Raw genomic sequence first — 17,196 nt, 5'->3', positions numbered from 1 at the left:
ATTAAATGGTGCCGACTATCCGAGTCGAACGGATGACCTACTGATTACAAGTCAGTTGCTCTACCAACTGAGCTAAGTCGGCACACTAATTCGTGTACCATGCAGTTTCTGCATGCACCACATTGCTAATGCAATGATTTTAATCTGGTGCCCAGAGGCGGAATCGAACCACCGACACGAGGATTTTCAATCCTCTGCTCTACCGACTGAGCTATCTGGGCGTGCGGCGTATTAAACGGGTTTTGCGGTTCTAAGTCAACCCTTTTTTTAAATACATTTATCGTTTGCACAGTTTTCAGACAAAGCGGTTAAAATACCGCTTTTCCGATGAAAAAACACCCGACTAGCCATGTTTTACTGTATTTATCGACTTATATCTATGAATACCGCAAACCGCTCTAGGCCAACAACAAAGAAAAAGGTGTCACTTAAGAGAAATATGTGCTTAAAGGAATAAAATAGAATGGAGATACATATTCTATCTCATTCCTAAAGCGAAGCTCGGCAACAAGGTTTATCAATCCTGTTTAGAGATTGTCTTTATGTTGCGCTTCAAATCTTTGTTGCATGACCAGTATCGCTTTTTCTACCGCTTGTTTTGCATTACTTGTATCGCCGTTTGTTACCGCTAATATCGCTATGTTCTTTTCTGGCAACACTAAGTTGTCTAAATAGAAGGTCCCAGTAAAGCCATTGTGATGAAAGCTATTGTTGTTTGGAGTAAGGATCCAGCCTAAGCCATATTCTGGGCTAACCGGTGTGAGCAGTCGCGTATATGAATTAGCACCAATCAAATTATCACCACCTCTGGCACCCGCGAGATAAGCACGTAAATAGTATGACAGATCGGTCAAGGTCGTACTGACTAACCCAGCAGGTCCAACAACGTTTGGTAGATCGACCCTATCGGCCGGTGTTATTGGATGCCACTGCCCTTCTCGCATCTGATGCCCACTCGGCTGTCCTTCTGGATCTCCATAGCTAGCAGGCCCAAATCCAATATTTTCCATTCCAAGAGGAATGAATACTTCTTGCTTCACTAACGCTTCCCATGATTGCCCCGTCACACGCTCCAACATATGGCCTGCAACAACATAACCTGCATTGCTATATAGATAGGTTCCGTGAGTCACTTCTGGTTGCGTCGATAACACCTCTTGAGTCCAGGCATATCTTTGCTCGACCATGCCACGTTGATCTAAATGCCACTTACCAGAATACATGGAGTCAAGATCACGCTTTAAGCCCGAAGTCATCGAAAGCAGTGCAGTTAATGTAACAGACTCAAATTCAGGGTTAATTTTTCCGATTAACTCAGGAAAAACATCACTCACCCGACTGTCAAATCGAATTAACCCCTGCTCAACCAAGCGAGCAGCGACGGTTGCTGTCATGGACTTACTGAACGAACCAATCGACCACTTATCAAGTTTGGTGACCAGAGCTTGCCCTGTGCTCACTCGCACACCAGCTACATCAAGCTCAATCAACTCATCCCCATAAACGATAAACCCGCCAAGTGCGGGCATAGCAAACTCAGCTCGGATTGCTTCCAGTTGTTCGTTGAGTAGCCCGTCTCCCACCTTGCCATAGCGCGGCGGAGTGACGGCTATGTCTTCGCTAGCACTCTTTTCAATAACAATAGAATTGTCACTGTTATTACAGCCAGTTAGTAAGGCCCAGCCCAGCAGTGTAATAAGCCAACCAAACGCCAGCCGACTTTGACGTAGAAACATGAGATATCCTTATAAGTATTAGGTTGAACGAATACTACTTTATAAAAACGTTACGTAAAATTTAATTTTTATTAAAGTTTAATGCTTTATACATCGCAGGCGTAGTTACAATTATCGAGATAACAACCTGATTATTTTAAGATTTAAAACAATCAGGTGATCTCAGTGGATTGCCACTATTGATTGAAAAACGAGAGGTAAAAACTTGCCGAAGGTGGTAGGATTGCTACAACTAATAAGTATAAATAATTCTTTCGGGATTAAGCATGCCAAATAGCGCGAATACCAATGCAAATGGACGGATACTTTTTTTATTTATCGCAATACTGACTGTTGGACTATGTAGCGCCGCAGGTGCTTACCTACTGCCAAAGCAAGCTGACGTCCCTGCCGCACCAACCGTGAACCTACAACAACAAGCAACAACAGTTGCAACTCCCCTTGCTAAGGTGGTCACACAACACGGTTTTGACAGTGCCAAACAGATTGTATCCGCATTATTAGCATCTAACGAACACTTGGGCGCCTATTTGTACGTCAATACGGGGATGGGGCAACCAAATCTAGTATTTCAACAAAGTGCAGGTGAGCAAATCATTGCTCTGAATCGCGAAGAGTCTTATAACAAAGACACAATGCAGGTTTACCACATGCCACTGCGACTAGATGAGCAAAACGTTGGTGAACTCATTTTGACTTATACACCACCCGTTGTAACTACATCATCAGGCGATCCATTCATTGCCTATATACTGCTCGCTGCCGCTATTATTAGCGCCTTGATGATTGTTGTGATTGCGGCTCGTCGGCTTTCTGGCGCATCAAGTAACGATACTGAAGAGCTTATCTCTGAAATCAATCATCTAACGATGGATAAAAACTACAAGTCGACGGTGGGTACTTATTATAGTGGCGGTCTGGCTGAGGTTGCTGAAGCGATAAATGCGCTGTTAAAGCAAGTACAATCATCCATAGAGTCCGATCAAGCAACGCAAAATGAGTTAAAGCAGCTTCAAGAAAGTCTCGAAACTGAAGTTCAAGCCCGCACGCTGGCACTAGAAAAAGCGATTTTAAATGCGGAGCGTGCTAGTGATGCTAAAACCACTTTCTTAGCCACCATGAGCCATGAGATCCGCACGCCAATGAACGGCGTCATTGGTACTATTGATTTACTGCGTCAAACCGATCTTGACGGTGCTCAACATCGCCTCACCACGATTATTCGCGACTCGGCTTTCTCTTTACTTGGTATTCTCGATGATATTCTCGACTTTTCTAAGATTGAGGCTGGTAAATTACGCATAGACAATAGTGCTTTCTCGGTGGCTGAAACCACAGAGGAAGTCGCACGTGTGCTTTCATCAGTAGCGAAAAAACGTAAGTTAGACTTACAACTGTTTATTGCTCCTGACATTCCAACGAATTTAGTTGGTGACACCGTGCGCGTTAGGCAAGTACTTTATAACCTGTGCAGTAATGCCATTAAATTCACGACTACAGATGACTCAACCCAAGGTTATGTAAAAATCTCCGTTGAAGTTGCACAAAACACCTCGGAGCATTACACCTTACGCTTTACCGTCACTGACAATGGTAAAGGCATGACAAAAGCTCAGTTGAGAGAAATTTTTAATCCGTTTATTCAAGCTGAGGGCTCTATCACCCGCGAATTTGGCGGTACAGGACTTGGCCTTTCTATTTGTAAAAGTTTAATCGAACTCATGCTAGGTAGTATCCATGTTAACTCGGATATTGGCATGGGAAGCGAGTTTGTCGTGGAATTGCCATTTAGTGTGGATGGCAAAGTTAATTACGCGAATAAGCAATTGTTAAACGGCCGCACTGTTGCCCTACTCACCCCAAATAATGAAAGACGCACTATTTTAAATCGCTACCTTTCATTCATGGGCGCGAGTGTGATTGCTATCGATGAAAGCGAAATAACCGAACACCAGCACGAAGATAAACTTATTTGGGTGCTAGATGGTTTAGACGGCATGGACAAGGTCAATGAAGAGCTAAGAACCGTCGTTTACTCGCTTGAGAAAAACGAACAGCAAGTTGTTGTCCTAAGTAAAATGGACGAAGCCGCCCTTAATCACAAAAATATTTTCTATCTCAATGCATCACCGTTATGTAAGTCTAGCTTTATGACGGCTATCTTGGTTGCTGCCGGTTTGCATAAACCAAAGGAAATTAAACCATCACGCACTATCAACGACTTTTTAAGCGTTGATGAAGCAAGAGCAACCAACAAACTGGTGTTGTTAGTTGAAGATAACGTATTAAATCAGCAAGTGCTGACCGACCAATTACACCTGTTAGGCTATGGTGTCGAGGTTGCGGAAAATGGTGAGGAAGGCCTAGAGCTATGGAAAAAAGAGCACTTTCCAATCGTACTGACCGATTTACATATGCCGAAGATGTCGGGCTACGACATGGTCAAACATATTAGAGACTATGTAGAAACCGCAACAGATACCATTGAACAACCATACATCATTGCCGTGACAGCCAATGCGCTCAAAGGTGAAAGAGAACGTTGTGAGGCTGGTGGCATGAATGACTATATCACCAAACCTGTAGAGTTAAATGTATTAGAGGCGACGCTTAATAAGTGTATAGAAAGCTTACCAAAAGCACAGCAACCGAAACCAAGTGCTGAGCCATCAGCTGCTGTACCAGCAGCCGCTAGCCAAGTACAGCCGGGATCAGAGCAAGAAACAGAGCTGGAGCCTGAAGTTGATGAAGTTATGGTTGCAGAGCCTGAAGCTTTTGAAGCTGAGGCCAGCGAACCCGCGCCAGCTATCAATATGGACATGCTCAACAAGTATGTAAATCATGATGAAGCGAAACGAAATCGCTTTTTCCGAATGTACTTAGAGCAAAGCAGCCAGTTAACACGTGATGTAAATGGTGCGGTGATCACGATGAGCCAAGAAGAAATCATTGAAGCTTGTCATCAACTTAAGTCCATCTCTAAAACTATCGGTGCCGAAAAAGTAGCTGAAACAGCCATAGAGTTTGAGACTTTATGTAAGGAAGGCACGCTTACCACCGATCAGCTGATCCAGATGCGTGATAAATTGGAGCAGGACTTTTTAGCCGCAACCGAGTTTATCCAACAATATTTGAGTCAAGAAGCCTAATGATGTGGGGGTCGCAGCTCCCACAAATCCTGTCACCACTAGGGGGCAGGCACTGTCTCAGTAAGGTAAAGATAAATGGATCGCAGGGCCGACTTGCTCCTACACCTGCAATGAGTGGTAAATATCAACGATATTAATGCTTACGCCATTCATTTAGATATCACCGCCACCTAAAAGAATGATCCTTCCCTGAATCACTGACCGCATTTTATGCGCTTTCTGACTCCAAACACTTCCCCTATTAATTCTCACTGAGTATACTGACGCACTTTTTTAAATTAGTTAGTCGTTACATACAACAAACGCTAGTTGAAATAGGTACTGGTCACCCGTTCAAAAAAAGTACAGGCATGTCTGAGTTCATACAAGCAAATATCTGATTAAGATTTTTACTCGGTGACTCGATGAGCAATGCCAATCTGCATTGAAAAGTGTTCTATTTACCGCACGTCGCTTCAAACGTTGCACGCTAAGTACATGGCTCATTATTCAGTGTTGATTGAAAAACATTAGATGCAATAATGCATCCTTTATAAAAATGACCAGATACAACACATTGATTAGATTAGGAAGTACATATGAATTCAGTTCCGAAGGCCGGAGAATTTCTGGGTCACCCTAAAGGCCTCTTCTTATTATTTGGTACCGAAATGTGGGAGCGCTTTGGCTACTACGGTATGCGTGCCATCTTAGTTCTTTATCTTGTAGCACAAGTTCAAAATGGTGGCTTCGGTTGGAGTAATGCCGACGCACTAAGTCTTTACGGCACATTTACGATGGCCGTTTATCTCACCCCACTGTTTGGTGGTTGGCTTGCAGATAACGTATTAGGTCAGCGCAAAGCCATCATTATTGGTGGTATTTTAATGGCTGCCGGCCATTTTATTATGGGTATTCCTCACAGCGTTGTGGCAGGACAAGAAGTAAACGTCTTCTACCTTGGCTTGGCATTGCTTTGTTTAGGTAATGGTTTATTCAAGCCAAATATCTCAACGATGGTTGGCGATTTATACCAAGAAGGTGACAAGCGCCGTGACGGTGCATTCACTATCTTCTATATGGGTATCAACTTAGGTGGTGCATTAGGTCCACTTGTTGCGGGTTATGTAGCAGCGGTCGTGAACTGGCAGGCAGGCTTTATCGCAGCAGGTATTGGTATGATCATTTCTGTGGTTATGCAGCTTATCTTAAGCCAGAAATACCTTGGCAATATCGGTAAAGTACCTTCAGCTAAACTTTCTCAACAGATGTCTGACTCACAGACTAAAGAACCGCTTACGAAGAAAGAAAAAGATCGTATCCGTGTTATTTTCACCATGAGTGTTTTCTCAATTATCTTCTGGATGGGTTTCGAGCAGGCTGGTGGTTTGATGAACCTATTCGCAAACGACTATACCAACCGTATGTTTATGGGCTTTGAGATCCCGGCTTCTTGGTTCCAGTCGCTTAACTCTATCTTCATCATTGTATTTGCGCCATTAGTAGCGATGATCTGGTTAAAGCTAGATAACAAAGAACCGAACTCTCCAGTAAAGTTTGCAATTGGTCTAGTGTTCTTAGCACTTGGTTTCTTAACCATGATGCTTGCGCTTGCAACAGAAGGTGGTGAAGCCGGTGGCACACTTCAGATCAGCATGATTTGGTTAGTATTGTTCTACATGTTCCACACCCTTGGTGAGCTATGTTTATCACCGATCGGTCTTTCTATGGTAAGTAAACTGGCGCCGCTGCGCTTAGCATCACTGCTAATGGGTATTTGGTTCCTATGTACAGCTGTTGCAAACAAGCTTGCTGGCCTTGTTGGCTCTTTCATCGGTGAAGGCCAAGAAGCAATGGAAAACGCGATGAGCATCTTCATTGGTTTAGGCGGCGTTGCCTTGCTATCTGCTGTGTTAATGTATCTATTAAGCAACAAGCTTGTAGATTGGATGCACGGCGCTGAGGGCAAGCACGAACCTCATACGCAAGAACATTACCTTGCGGAAGAGCTAGAAGTATCCGCTGAGAAGCAATAATATTTGCTGTAAACCACGCTAATTTAGCGTGGTTTACCTCTCCCACAATAGCCATACGTAAAGATTTAAATACACTTAGCGCCATTTTCCCTCTCAATGTAGTCGTGTGATAAAAATCCCCTCTCTCATATAGTCCATCAACTAAAAACATAAAAACCAAATAAAATCATAGCAATATAAAAATAAAGTTACAAAATACCCCGCAAAGCACCTTGCTGTTTTTAGTCAAAATTTAAGCAAAAATAATTATCGTCACGCCTGTGTCAATTTTGTGTCTTTTACATGGCAATTGTGCAACTAAATTTACAAAGTCTCCTACTGCTATTTACTGCCTCTAACTTCCCCTTTGCAGTAATTTGATTAATCATCCAGTCATAAATACTAACAAGTCACCCAGTGCTTAATACGGGAGTAAAACAATGAGTGAAGTAAATAATCCACTAGGCCTAGTCGGCATCGAGTTTACAGAATATGCAACACCAGACGCTGATTACATGGATAAAGTATTCACTGACTTTGGATTCTCAAAACTAAAGAAATTTAAAGACAAAGATATCGTTTACTACAACCAGCACGATATTCACTTCCTGTTGAATAACGAGCGTGAAGGCTTCTCAGCACAGTTTGCTAAAAGCCACGGCCCGGCAATTTGCTCTATGGGCTGGCGTGTAGAAAATGCGCAAAAGGCGTTTGATACTGCGGTTGAGCGTGGTGCAAAACCTGCGACTGACTCAACACACAAAGACTTACCATACCCAGCGATTTACGGTATCGGCGATAGCCTTATCTATTTCATCGAAAACTTTGGTGATAAAGGGTCAATCTACGAGCAAGACTTCGTTGACCTAGAAGAGCAAAAGATTGTTGAAGACAAAGGCTTTAAGCGCATCGACCACCTAACAAACAATGTTTACAAAGGGACGATGGAAACTTGGGCTAACTTCTATAAAGACGTATTTGGCTTTACTGAAGTTCGTTACTTTGACATCAAAGGTCAAAAAACGGCACTGCTTTCTTATGCACTTAAGTCACCATGTGGCACCTTCTCTATTCCAATCAACGAAGGTAAAGACGACAACAACAACCAAATCGATGAGTACTTAGATGAGTACAATGGTCCAGGTGTACAGCATTTAGCATTTTTGACTGACGACTTGGTTAGCTCACTAGATAAACTAGACAAGAGCACCATTGCCACCTTAGATATCGTAGATCACTACTACGACACTATCTTTGACCGTGTGCCTTGGGTTAAAGAAGATAAAGAAAAGATCAGACAGCACCAAATCCTAGTAGATAGCCAAAGCGAAGACTGCTACCTACTACAGATCTTCACTAAAAACCTGTTTGGCCCAATCTTCATCGAAATGATCCAACGTGTTGACGATGGCGGCTTTGGTGAAGGTAACTTCCAAGCGTTATTCGAGTCAATTGAGCGCGACCAAGAGCGCCGTGGTGTAATCTAAACACACATATCAAATTAATAAAAAAGCAGCTAGTGATAGCTGCTTTTTGTGGTTTATCAAATTGCTATTACGACTTGAGTTTTTCACTTTTGACCATAACTCAAGTTGAAAGCCAAAATTAAAGGAAAGGCAATGTCTCAAATTAATGAAACACACGACATCCAATTAACAAGTTGGGTAGCTAGTGCGAATGCGACTGGAACTGATTTCCCTATTCAAAACTTACCTTTTGCAGTATTTCGTCGTAAGAACAGTAATGAAGAGTTTCGCGGCGGTGTTGCGATTGGCGATCAAGTACTAGACCTTGGCGCTGTTGTTGACGCTAACCTATTTACAGGCGATGCAGCTGAGGCCGCCGAAGCTGCAAATGCCCCAGCATTAAATGAATTTATGGGTATGGGCCAGCAGTACTGGTCAGCACTTCGACTTGCCCTGTCTCGCGCATTACGTGAAGGTTCTGAGCTGCAATCAAGCCTTGAAGGCGCATTGGTTGCACAAGATGACGTGGAATATGCTTTGCCTTGTCACATTGGCGATTACACCGACTTTTATACCTCTATCTATCACGCAACAGCGGTAGGTAGCCTGTTCCGTCCTGATAACCCACTGCTACCAAACTACAAGTGGGTACCAATCGGTTATCATGGCCGTGCATCGTCAATTGGTGTTTCAGGTCAAACGTTCCCTCGCCCTAAAGGCCAGACCAAAGCACCAGATGCAGATACGCCGTCATTCGGTCCTTGTAAGCGTCTAGACTACGAATTAGAGCTAGGTATTTACCTAGGTAAAGGTAATGAACTTGGCGACTCTATCGCAATTAAAGACGCTGAAGATCACGTTTTTGGTTTTTGTTTATTCAATGACTGGTCTGCACGTGACTTGCAAGCTTGGGAATATCAACCATTAGGTCCATTCCTTGCGAAAAACTTTGCTTCAACGGTTTCTCCTTGGGTTGTAACCACCGAAGCACTTGCACCATATCGTACTCAATGGCACCGTGATGAAAACGATCCACAACCACTAGAATACTTAGAATCAACGCAAAACCGCGAGTCTGGTGCTATTGATATTCGCATGGATGTCTTACTAGAGACTGAAAAAATGCGTAGCGAAGGCGCTAAACCAAGCAAACTGTCTGAATCCAGCTTCAAGCACAGCTATTGGACAGTTGCGCAAATGGTTACACACCACACTGTGAATGGCTGTAACTTCTTACCGGGTGATATGCTAGGTTCAGGCACGCAATCAGGCCCTGAGCATGTAGAAGCGGGTTCATTACTCGAACTATCGCGCGGCGGTAAAGAAACTATCACGCTTGCAAACGGCGAAGAGCGTAAGTTCCTAGAAGATGGCGATAAAGTAATTATGCGCGGTTGGTGTGAAGCCCAAGGCTACAACCGTATCGGCTTTGGCTGTGTTGAAGGCACTGTACTTCCAGCAAAATAATCGCAATTATTCGTGCGTTAATCGCAATTTTATTTACTTTTAAATCAAAGGCATGATGATTTCATGCCTTTTTTTAGTTCTAAAAACTGGAAATTTGACTAAAAATTGTTAGAGTGTAGCGCTGATTTAAATCCGAGGTTGAATGTTGCAAGTACTCAAGCACCTATATCTAAAGCTGTTTAAGCCGACTCAATTAATTGTTCGTCAAGACGCAACTGTCAAGATGCTGAAACTGCCATCTTGGGTTCAAGCTTGCTCGATTTTGATTTTGCTTGCTGTCGCCATTTGGATAGCCAATGCCTCACTCAAATTACAAGAAAACGGTGACCAGCTCACTAAAGAGCAACAAAACTTAGCGCAGCTGCAAGCCAAGTGGCAAAAAGAAAAATCACAGCTTCAAGCACAATTAGCACAGCAAAAAGGCATGCTTGACCAACTGTCACAGCAGCACAGTGTGCTTGAATCATTGGTTGATTCGACTCAAACAACTGACGACAACGTAGTGGAAGGCGAGCTAGAAGAAACACCGACAGACCTTAACAGCTCACAACCAAGTACCACAACCGAATTTGCTCCCCAAGCCAGTCACCTACTCATCCAGCAACGACAGCTCAGCGAACAACTTGGGCAATCGTTCAGCGCTGAAATTGCAGCGATGCAAGAATCCATCGACAGTGCAGGGTTACAATTATCATCTGACTTCTCAGAAGCACAAGGTGGTCCCTACTTCCAAGCCGACTTAGAATTGGTAGAAGCCAGCTTTATTAATGCCATTGACCAATACGCTGTTTATGCGCAGTTAGCGACGATGATTGGTCAACTGCCAGATACATTGCCTGTCGCTCAGGAAAAATATTATGTCTCCAGTGCTTTTGGTTTTCGTAAAGACCCGATCACTGGTCGCCGTGCCTATCATAAAGGTATCGATCTCGCAGGTTGGCACAAGACACAGATCGTAGCTCCAGCTTCTGGCACCGTTAAACGAGCGGGGAAAAATGGCGGCTATGGCAACTTTATCGAAATTGAGCACGCCAACGATATCACCACACGCTATGGTCATCTTCACACCATCAAAGTAAAAGCGGGTCAACAAATCAATAAAGGTGATGTAATTGCATTAATGGGTAGCACAGGAAGAAGTACGGCGACACACTTGCACTATGAAGTGATTCAAGGTAAAAAACACCTAAACCCAATTAAAATCGCTCGCGCATTCAATAAGTAACATATAATTGCAATTGCGCTGCGGTAGCGAGGCACTCGTGTTTAACTCTTTTAAAAATCAACGAAACGACGTCCCGGCCATTATTGCTCAAAGCACTAAAGTCACGGGCGATATTGTCTGCGAAGGTGAACTGCAATTAGATGGTACCGTCCATGGTAACCTCGACATCGAAAAACTAATCATCGGCAATAAAGGTTTAGTACAAGGTAATATCCAAGCCAATGAACTGACGATATTAGGTAAGGTCGAAGGTGATATTCAGGCCAAACAAGTTACGCTGCTTCCTAGCGCTCAAGTATTTGGCAATATCGAACACGAGACCTTAACGATTGAAGCCGGTGCGCATGTCGATGGTAAACTGACGCACCGTAACGAGCGGGCCAATAACGTCACGGCAATTGACTCTGCTGACGATCAAATCATAAACAATTAAGATCTTTTCGCGCTGATATACATGTTAATGTCGGCGTGAAACACTTTCTCTCCCGCAGTATTAAAAACTTCCACCGGTACAACTAGCTCTTCTTTATCTTGCCATGTTCGCGGATATTCTATTTGCGCCACGGCATGTAGATCGGTCTCGGCTTTAGCTAGGTATTGCACTGACATCCCCTTTGGGATCCAGCGATGGGTTTTATGGTCGATGGTCGCGTCTGTCATGACTCCAGCACACAACTCCGCAAGATTACACTGAGCAATAGCGTGAACCGTACCTATGTGGTTATGAATGGCTTTACGGTTACGAATTGTGGCCCTACAAACGCCGGGCTTCAATTGTGTGATTTTAGGCTTAATGGTGCCAAAGTAAGGTGCCTTACGACATACCGCCTTACTGAACATCCATTTACCAAATGGCAACCAACTCATCCTTTTATAAATTTTTAAAAGTGGTGCAGACATAAGATTTTTCTAAAATGATTTTGCTTAAAATTAACACATCTGACCAGTTAATCAACCGTCTACAATTATCAGCGAATAAAATATCTTAAAAATTTGCTAAATCGGCGCTTTGTCCTGTCTTTTCTCATTCTCCACAATACAATAACGGCCAAAAGGAGACGCCATGACCCAATCAAATTCAAAAGCACTGATTTTTATTCTCGCTTTACTTGTTATCTTTTGCCCTTTAGGTATCGATCTCTATCTACCTGCGTTTGTGGACATGCAGTCCAGCCTTCAAGTATCAGAAAGCCAAATTCAGCAAACTGTGAGTATTTATATGTTAGCTGTGGGTCTTGGACAATTGATTGCAGGTCCGCTTGCGGATAAATATGGCCGTAAGCCAGTCGCACTGGTTGGAATCGTGTTGTTTGCACTTGGCGCCGTGATGGCAAGCACAGTCTCCACTTGGCCACTTATGATGGTAGCTCGAGTGCTACAAGGCCTGGGCGCTTGCGCCACTTTCGTCAGCGCTTTTGCTATTGTTCGTGATAGCTTTGGACACAAAGGCAGTGGCCAAATGATCACTTACCTCAACGGTATTGTATGTTTTATCCCAGCATTAGCCCCTATTTTAGGTGCATGGCTCACCGTCGAATTTGGCTGGCAAAGTAATTTTAGCTTTTTGTTTGGCTTTGCCGTTGTTGGCCTCATCTTGGTTTCTCTTATCTATAAAGAGACTCGCCCCGAAGATACACATTACAGCGGTCATATCCTTGATTTGAGACGTTTTAAGCCGATGCTCAGTAGCACGACTTTCATTTACAATGCCGCCTTAGCGATGCTTGGTATGGCTGCAATGCTGGTATTTGTGATTTCGGCTCCGGGGTGGATCATGGCAAAAATGGGCGGCAGTGTTTCCGACTTCACGTTTTGGTTTACTGGCAATGCGGCGCTGAGTATTGTCGCAAGTTTTATTGCTCCCCACTTCATCAAGCGCAATAGCCAGAAGTCACTCACCTTTGGCCTTGCCGTTTTTAGCTTTAGCGGCCTGTTGTTACTGGCTTTGCCACAAACTGAAATAGCGCATTTTGTATTGCCTATGTATATGGCGTCAGTCGGCTTTGCATTTACAATTGGAGCAGCGGCAGGTAAAGCATTATCTGGGTTTGCGAAACAAGCTGGGACGGCTTCAGCGTTGATTGGGGTACTACAGATGAGTGGCGCAGGGGTGCTTGCAACCATGACGCAACCACTAGCATTGGATGCCCCTATTCAACTCGCGTTGCACTTACTACTCGCACTACCTTTCCTGCTATTGCTGGCTACAAAGCACCGTCATCAGCTTCACAGTGCTGCTTAATTAGAATTGATATAATAGCAATTATCAGTACAGTTCCTTTATTAATAACTACGATGTATGGTTAGACGTCCTATCATAACCATACATTATATTAAAGTAATTAAATATTCTTATTAATTCCACAAATCTGCATAATTTACTCTTTACGAGTTCTTGTTATTGGTTATATGCTAACCACTGTTAAGAAGTTGTTAGTTTTTATTAACAACAATATTCACGCAATGTAACTGAGAAAATAACAATGAAATTAAACAAGTTAACTGGGGCACTAATCATCGCTGGCGCTTGCGCTATGTCACAAGCACAGGCATCTGACGATCGATACATCATTCAGGTCGATAATTCGAAAAAAGGCGTCGTAAAAGCACTTGCTAAAAAGCTTGGCGCTGAGCTGCACGTTGATGGCGATGGCTTCTTCGCTGCAACTTTTACTGGCAAAGATCTTAGTCAAGTAAAAGGCTTATTAAACAACCCACACATCAAACTCGTTGAAGCAGACCAAAAGCGTTACCCACTGGGGATTTATAACGACGACGCAGGTAACCCAATGCAGCAACAGGTTACGCCTTATGCTGTGTACCAATCACAAGCTGATCAACTTACTTTCGATGCGAATGCAGGCATGAAAGTATGTGTGATTGACTCAGGTCTTGACCAATCAAACACTGATTTCATTTGGGGTAATATCACCGGTGATAATGACAGCGGCACAGGTAATTGGTATGAAAATGGTGGTCCACACGGCACACACGTAGCCGGTACTATCGGTGCTACTGACAATAATATTGGTGTTATCGGCATGGCACCTGGCGTGCCAATGCACATTATTAAAGTATTTAACGCAGAAGGCTGGGGCTACTCTTCTGATCTTGCTCACGCAGCAAACCTATGCTCACAAGCAGGTGCAAACATCATCAATATGAGTTTGGGCGGCGGTGGCTCAAACAATACAGAATCAAACGCATTTGAAAACTTCCGTAATGCTGGTGGCTTAGTGGTTGCGGCAGCTGGTAACGATGGCAACAATGTTCGTTCATATCCTGCAGGCTATCCTTCAGTAATGATGATCGGTGCAAACGATGCAGATAATCAAATTGCAGACTTTTCTCAGTATCCAAGCTGTACTTCTGGCCGTGGAAAACGCGCGACTAACGACGAGCATATTTGTGTAGAGGTAACTGCAGGCGGTGTTGATACACTTTCAACTTACCCAGCAGACATGGCGACTTCTTCAAGCATGACCGCTGACGGTGCGGCGTTTGCAAGTTCAGCAATGGAAAACAGTGGTAACGCTTCAGGCTCGCTTTACTTTATGGGCACCGCTGAAGCAACTGATGGCGCTGCAAACGGTAAGGTGTGCCTAATTGACCGTGGTAATATTTCATTCCACGATAAAGTAGCAAACTGTGAAGCATCTGGTGGTATCGGTGCGATTATCGTAAATAATGAAGCTGGCATGCTATACGGCACTTTAGGTGATACTAACAGCACATCAATCCCAGCGGTTGGCGCTGCATTTGAAGATCGCACTGCGTTGATGGCCGCTACAAACGCGAACATCAGCATTGGTACGAGTGATTATGGCTTAATGAGCGGCACGTCAATGGCGACTCCTGCTGTTGCAGGTCTTGCAGCATTGGTATGGTCTAACCACCCAGAGTGTACTGGTGAAGAAATCCGTAGTGCATTAAAAGCAACCGCAGCAGATGCGGGCGCTGCAGGTAAAGATGTGTACTTTGGTTACGGTATCGTTAAAGCAGCAGATGCGAGCGCTTACTTAACCGCTAATGGTTGTGCTGGCGGTGGTACAGGCTCAGGTGACGGTGATAACACAACGAGCGTTGAGCTTTCAGCTTCGGGTTATAAGCAAAAAGGTAACAGTTATGTTGACTTAAGCTGGAACGGCGCAAGCACGTCACAAGTCGATATTTATCGTAACGGTAGTAAAATTGTCACAACTAGCAATGATAATAGTCATACAGACAGCATCAGTGTTAAAGGCGGCGGTACATACGGCTACCAAGTGTGCGAACAAGGTAGCACTGCGGCCTGTTCAGCAACACAAACTGTTGTGTTTTAACTCCCAACCAATTCAAGAATGCCGGTCTTTTGATCGGCATTTTTTTATTCTACTACTCTTCCCATCTTTTGTTGATAGCTTGTTCATATCCCTCTCTTAAGATCTGGACACAACGAGTAAGCCTGTATCCACAAAGATTTGTTCATTTCCATTTCACTTCTACACTCTATAATGGATTTGGACAGTCACAGAAGGAGTTCATGAAATGAGTACATCGGGTTATACCCCACCTAAAGTTTGGCAGTGGCCATGGCAAAGTGGCGATGGTAGTAAGTTTGCAAATATCAACCGCCCTACTGCAGGCGCAAGATTCGAAAAGTCCCTACCGCAAGGCAAACACCCGTTACAACTCTACTCCCTCGCGACCCCAAACGGCGTGAAAGTGACTATCTTGCTAGAAGAGCTTTTAGCTGCCGGGGTAAAAGAAGCAGAATACGATGCCTTTTTAATTAATATCATGGAAGGTGAGCAATTTAGCTCAGGATTTGTTGCACTTAATCCAAATTCTAAGATCCCCGCGTTATTAGATACCAGCACCAAGGAACCTACCAAAATCTTTGAATCTGGCTCCATTTTGCTTTATTTAGCTGAAAAATTCCAAAAGTTCATTCCTCAAGATCCCACAAAACGCACCGAGTGCCTCAACTGGTTATTTTGGCAAATGGGGGCTGCACCACTACTTGGTGGTGGATTTGGTCACTTCTATGCCTACGCACCCGAGCACTACGAATATCCAATCAACCACTACACGATGGAAGTAAAGCGCCAACTGGACTTACTAAATCAACACCTAGCCACAAGAGAGTATATTTGTGGCGATGAATACACTATCGCTGATATGGCAATCTGGCCGTGGTATGGCGTGCTAGCCCAAGGACACCTATATGATGCGGCAGAGTTTTTAGACGTCAATGGCTATGAACACGTGATCCGCTGGGCTGGACTCATCGCCTCAAGAGAAGCGGTCAAACGCGGAAAAATGGTAAATAAAACATGGGGAGAGCCTCATGAGCAGCTTCATGAAAGACACGACGCCAGCGACTTTGATACCAGCACCCAAGACAAACTAGAACCATAACCTTATCTTGGTTTAATTCTTGGTTTAACAGGGGTTAGCTCTATCTATCAGGTTTGATTAATCAGATTTAATCAAACCCGATTGTCTGTGTATCAGAAAAGAATAGTGTTAGCACCTTGCTAGAAGCGTAAAACGCTTTGGTGGTATTCTTCAACGGATTTGTAGCACTTTAGCCAGCACTTTCTTATTAGAGCGTCGAACACATCTGCATTAGTGTTTACCCAAAGATATGAAATCCACTTTGTAATCTTCCGACGATCGCGACTAAACCGCTTCCCATTATCACACCTATAAGAAGCGTTCCGAAAATAAGACATACATAGAGTAATGTCCAAGCACTGGAAGATTTTGCTCCCCCCTGCCCCTCTGAAGTATTGTCGGAACATCGGTAGATTCTACGCAGGCTTCTTTCCACCCCAAAAACAGTGCCACCGATCAAGCCAAAAAGCAGTGCGACCGCGAAAGTAATAGCCCGATACTCCGCATTATCAAAACCATCCCATAAAAGAATAGCCCCGTTGATCCAAGCTAAACCAGTACAACCCCACGAGGCAAATAGATAGATTATCAGCATGCGTTTCATTGATTACCTACTTTCGGTAAAACGACTATTGAAAATAGTCTATCAGCGCTAATGATTGATGTTCAGTTTTATATGCTTCAATATCGTAAAACTTAACCACGTTTTCGTCGGAAAAATAGCTAACAAAGCAAGACTGTTATCTCTTGATAGCTTATTAAGAATTAACCGAGATATTT

The 17,196-nt window shown here is 43.7% G+C and carries 12 protein-coding genes and 2 tRNA genes; 9 read left to right on the top strand and 5 right to left on the bottom strand.

Translation table 11 applies throughout. From position 1 onward, the window contains the following. Positions 1-6: 6 nt before the first annotated feature. The 3 genes from EXT47_RS02740 to EXT47_RS02730 form a co-directional block, all read right to left on the bottom strand. Positions 7-82: transfer RNA gene (locus tag EXT47_RS02740), tRNA-Thr, on the bottom strand. 63 nt (positions 83-145) lie between these two features. After that, positions 146-221, bottom strand: a tRNA-Phe gene (locus EXT47_RS02735). 306 nt (positions 222-527) lie between these two features. After that, positions 528-1,736, bottom strand: a complete 1,209-nt coding sequence (locus EXT47_RS02730) for a serine hydrolase (RefSeq protein ID WP_130125836.1) — start codon at positions 1,734-1,736, stop codon at positions 528-530. 266 nt (positions 1,737-2,002) lie between these two features. Here EXT47_RS02730 and EXT47_RS02725 point away from each other — a divergent pair, with 266 nt between their 5' ends. From EXT47_RS02725 to EXT47_RS02700, 6 genes are all read left to right on the top strand, one after another. Then, positions 2,003-4,885 (top strand): ATP-binding protein, encoded by a 2,883-nt coding sequence (locus EXT47_RS02725; protein ID WP_130125835.1) that lies wholly within the window; start codon positions 2,003-2,005, stop codon positions 4,883-4,885. Positions 4,886-5,463: 578 nt separating this feature from the next. Continuing rightward, positions 5,464-6,900, top strand: a complete 1,437-nt coding sequence (locus EXT47_RS02720; RefSeq protein WP_130125834.1) for a peptide MFS transporter — start codon at positions 5,464-5,466, stop codon at positions 6,898-6,900. Positions 6,901-7,319: 419 nt separating this feature from the next. Next, on the top strand, positions 7,320-8,366 hold the full coding sequence (gene hppD / locus EXT47_RS02715) for a 4-hydroxyphenylpyruvate dioxygenase (protein WP_130125833.1): 1,047 nt from the start codon (positions 7,320-7,322) through the stop codon (positions 8,364-8,366). A gap of 132 nt (positions 8,367-8,498) precedes the next feature. After that, a complete protein-coding gene (gene fahA, locus EXT47_RS02710) occupies positions 8,499-9,812 on the top strand; it encodes a fumarylacetoacetase (RefSeq protein ID WP_130125832.1) in 1,314 nt (437 codons plus the stop codon). A gap of 142 nt (positions 9,813-9,954) precedes the next feature. Then, positions 9,955-11,037, top strand: a complete 1,083-nt coding sequence (locus EXT47_RS02705) for a M23 family metallopeptidase (protein WP_130125831.1) — start codon at positions 9,955-9,957, stop codon at positions 11,035-11,037. Between the two features lie 37 nt (positions 11,038-11,074). Next, on the top strand, positions 11,075-11,470 hold the full coding sequence (locus EXT47_RS02700) for a polymer-forming cytoskeletal protein (protein ID WP_130125830.1): 396 nt from the start codon (positions 11,075-11,077) through the stop codon (positions 11,468-11,470). Here the strand turns inward: EXT47_RS02700 and EXT47_RS02695 are convergent. Continuing rightward, on the bottom strand, positions 11,467-11,937 hold the full coding sequence (locus EXT47_RS02695; RefSeq protein WP_039493837.1) for a hotdog fold domain-containing protein: 471 nt from the start codon (positions 11,935-11,937) through the stop codon (positions 11,467-11,469). The genes EXT47_RS02700 and EXT47_RS02695 overlap by 4 nt on opposite strands. A 163-nt stretch (positions 11,938-12,100) precedes the next feature. On the opposite strand from EXT47_RS02695, the gene EXT47_RS02690 reads away from it, so the two are divergent. The 3 genes from EXT47_RS02690 to yghU all read left to right on the top strand — a co-directional run bounded on the left by EXT47_RS02690 (position 12,101) and on the right by yghU (position 16,437). Beyond that, positions 12,101-13,279: a multidrug effflux MFS transporter gene (locus EXT47_RS02690; RefSeq protein ID WP_010606035.1), complete on the top strand. Its 1,179-nt coding sequence runs from the start codon at positions 12,101-12,103 to the stop codon at positions 13,277-13,279. A gap of 241 nt (positions 13,280-13,520) precedes the next feature. Beyond that, positions 13,521-15,359, top strand: coding sequence for a S8 family serine peptidase (locus EXT47_RS02685; protein ID WP_130125829.1), 1,839 nt, complete (start codon positions 13,521-13,523; stop codon positions 15,357-15,359). 205 nt (positions 15,360-15,564) lie between these two features. Beyond that, positions 15,565-16,437, top strand: a complete 873-nt coding sequence (yghU, locus tag EXT47_RS02680) for a glutathione-dependent disulfide-bond oxidoreductase (RefSeq protein ID WP_130125828.1) — start codon at positions 15,565-15,567, stop codon at positions 16,435-16,437. 217 nt (positions 16,438-16,654) lie between these two features. Here yghU and EXT47_RS02675 read toward each other — a convergent pair whose 3' ends face one another. Beyond that, positions 16,655-17,020 (bottom strand): hypothetical protein, encoded by a 366-nt coding sequence (locus tag EXT47_RS02675; protein ID WP_130125827.1) that lies wholly within the window; start codon positions 17,018-17,020, stop codon positions 16,655-16,657. Positions 17,021-17,196: the final 176 nt, after the last annotated feature.

This window comes from Pseudoalteromonas sp. CO342X, from assembly GCF_004208915.1.
Lineage (GTDB): Bacteria > Pseudomonadota > Gammaproteobacteria > Enterobacterales > Alteromonadaceae > Pseudoalteromonas > Pseudoalteromonas maricaloris.
Note: the sequence above shows the minus strand (reverse complement) of the source record. Positions and strands in the feature narration are given on the sequence as shown.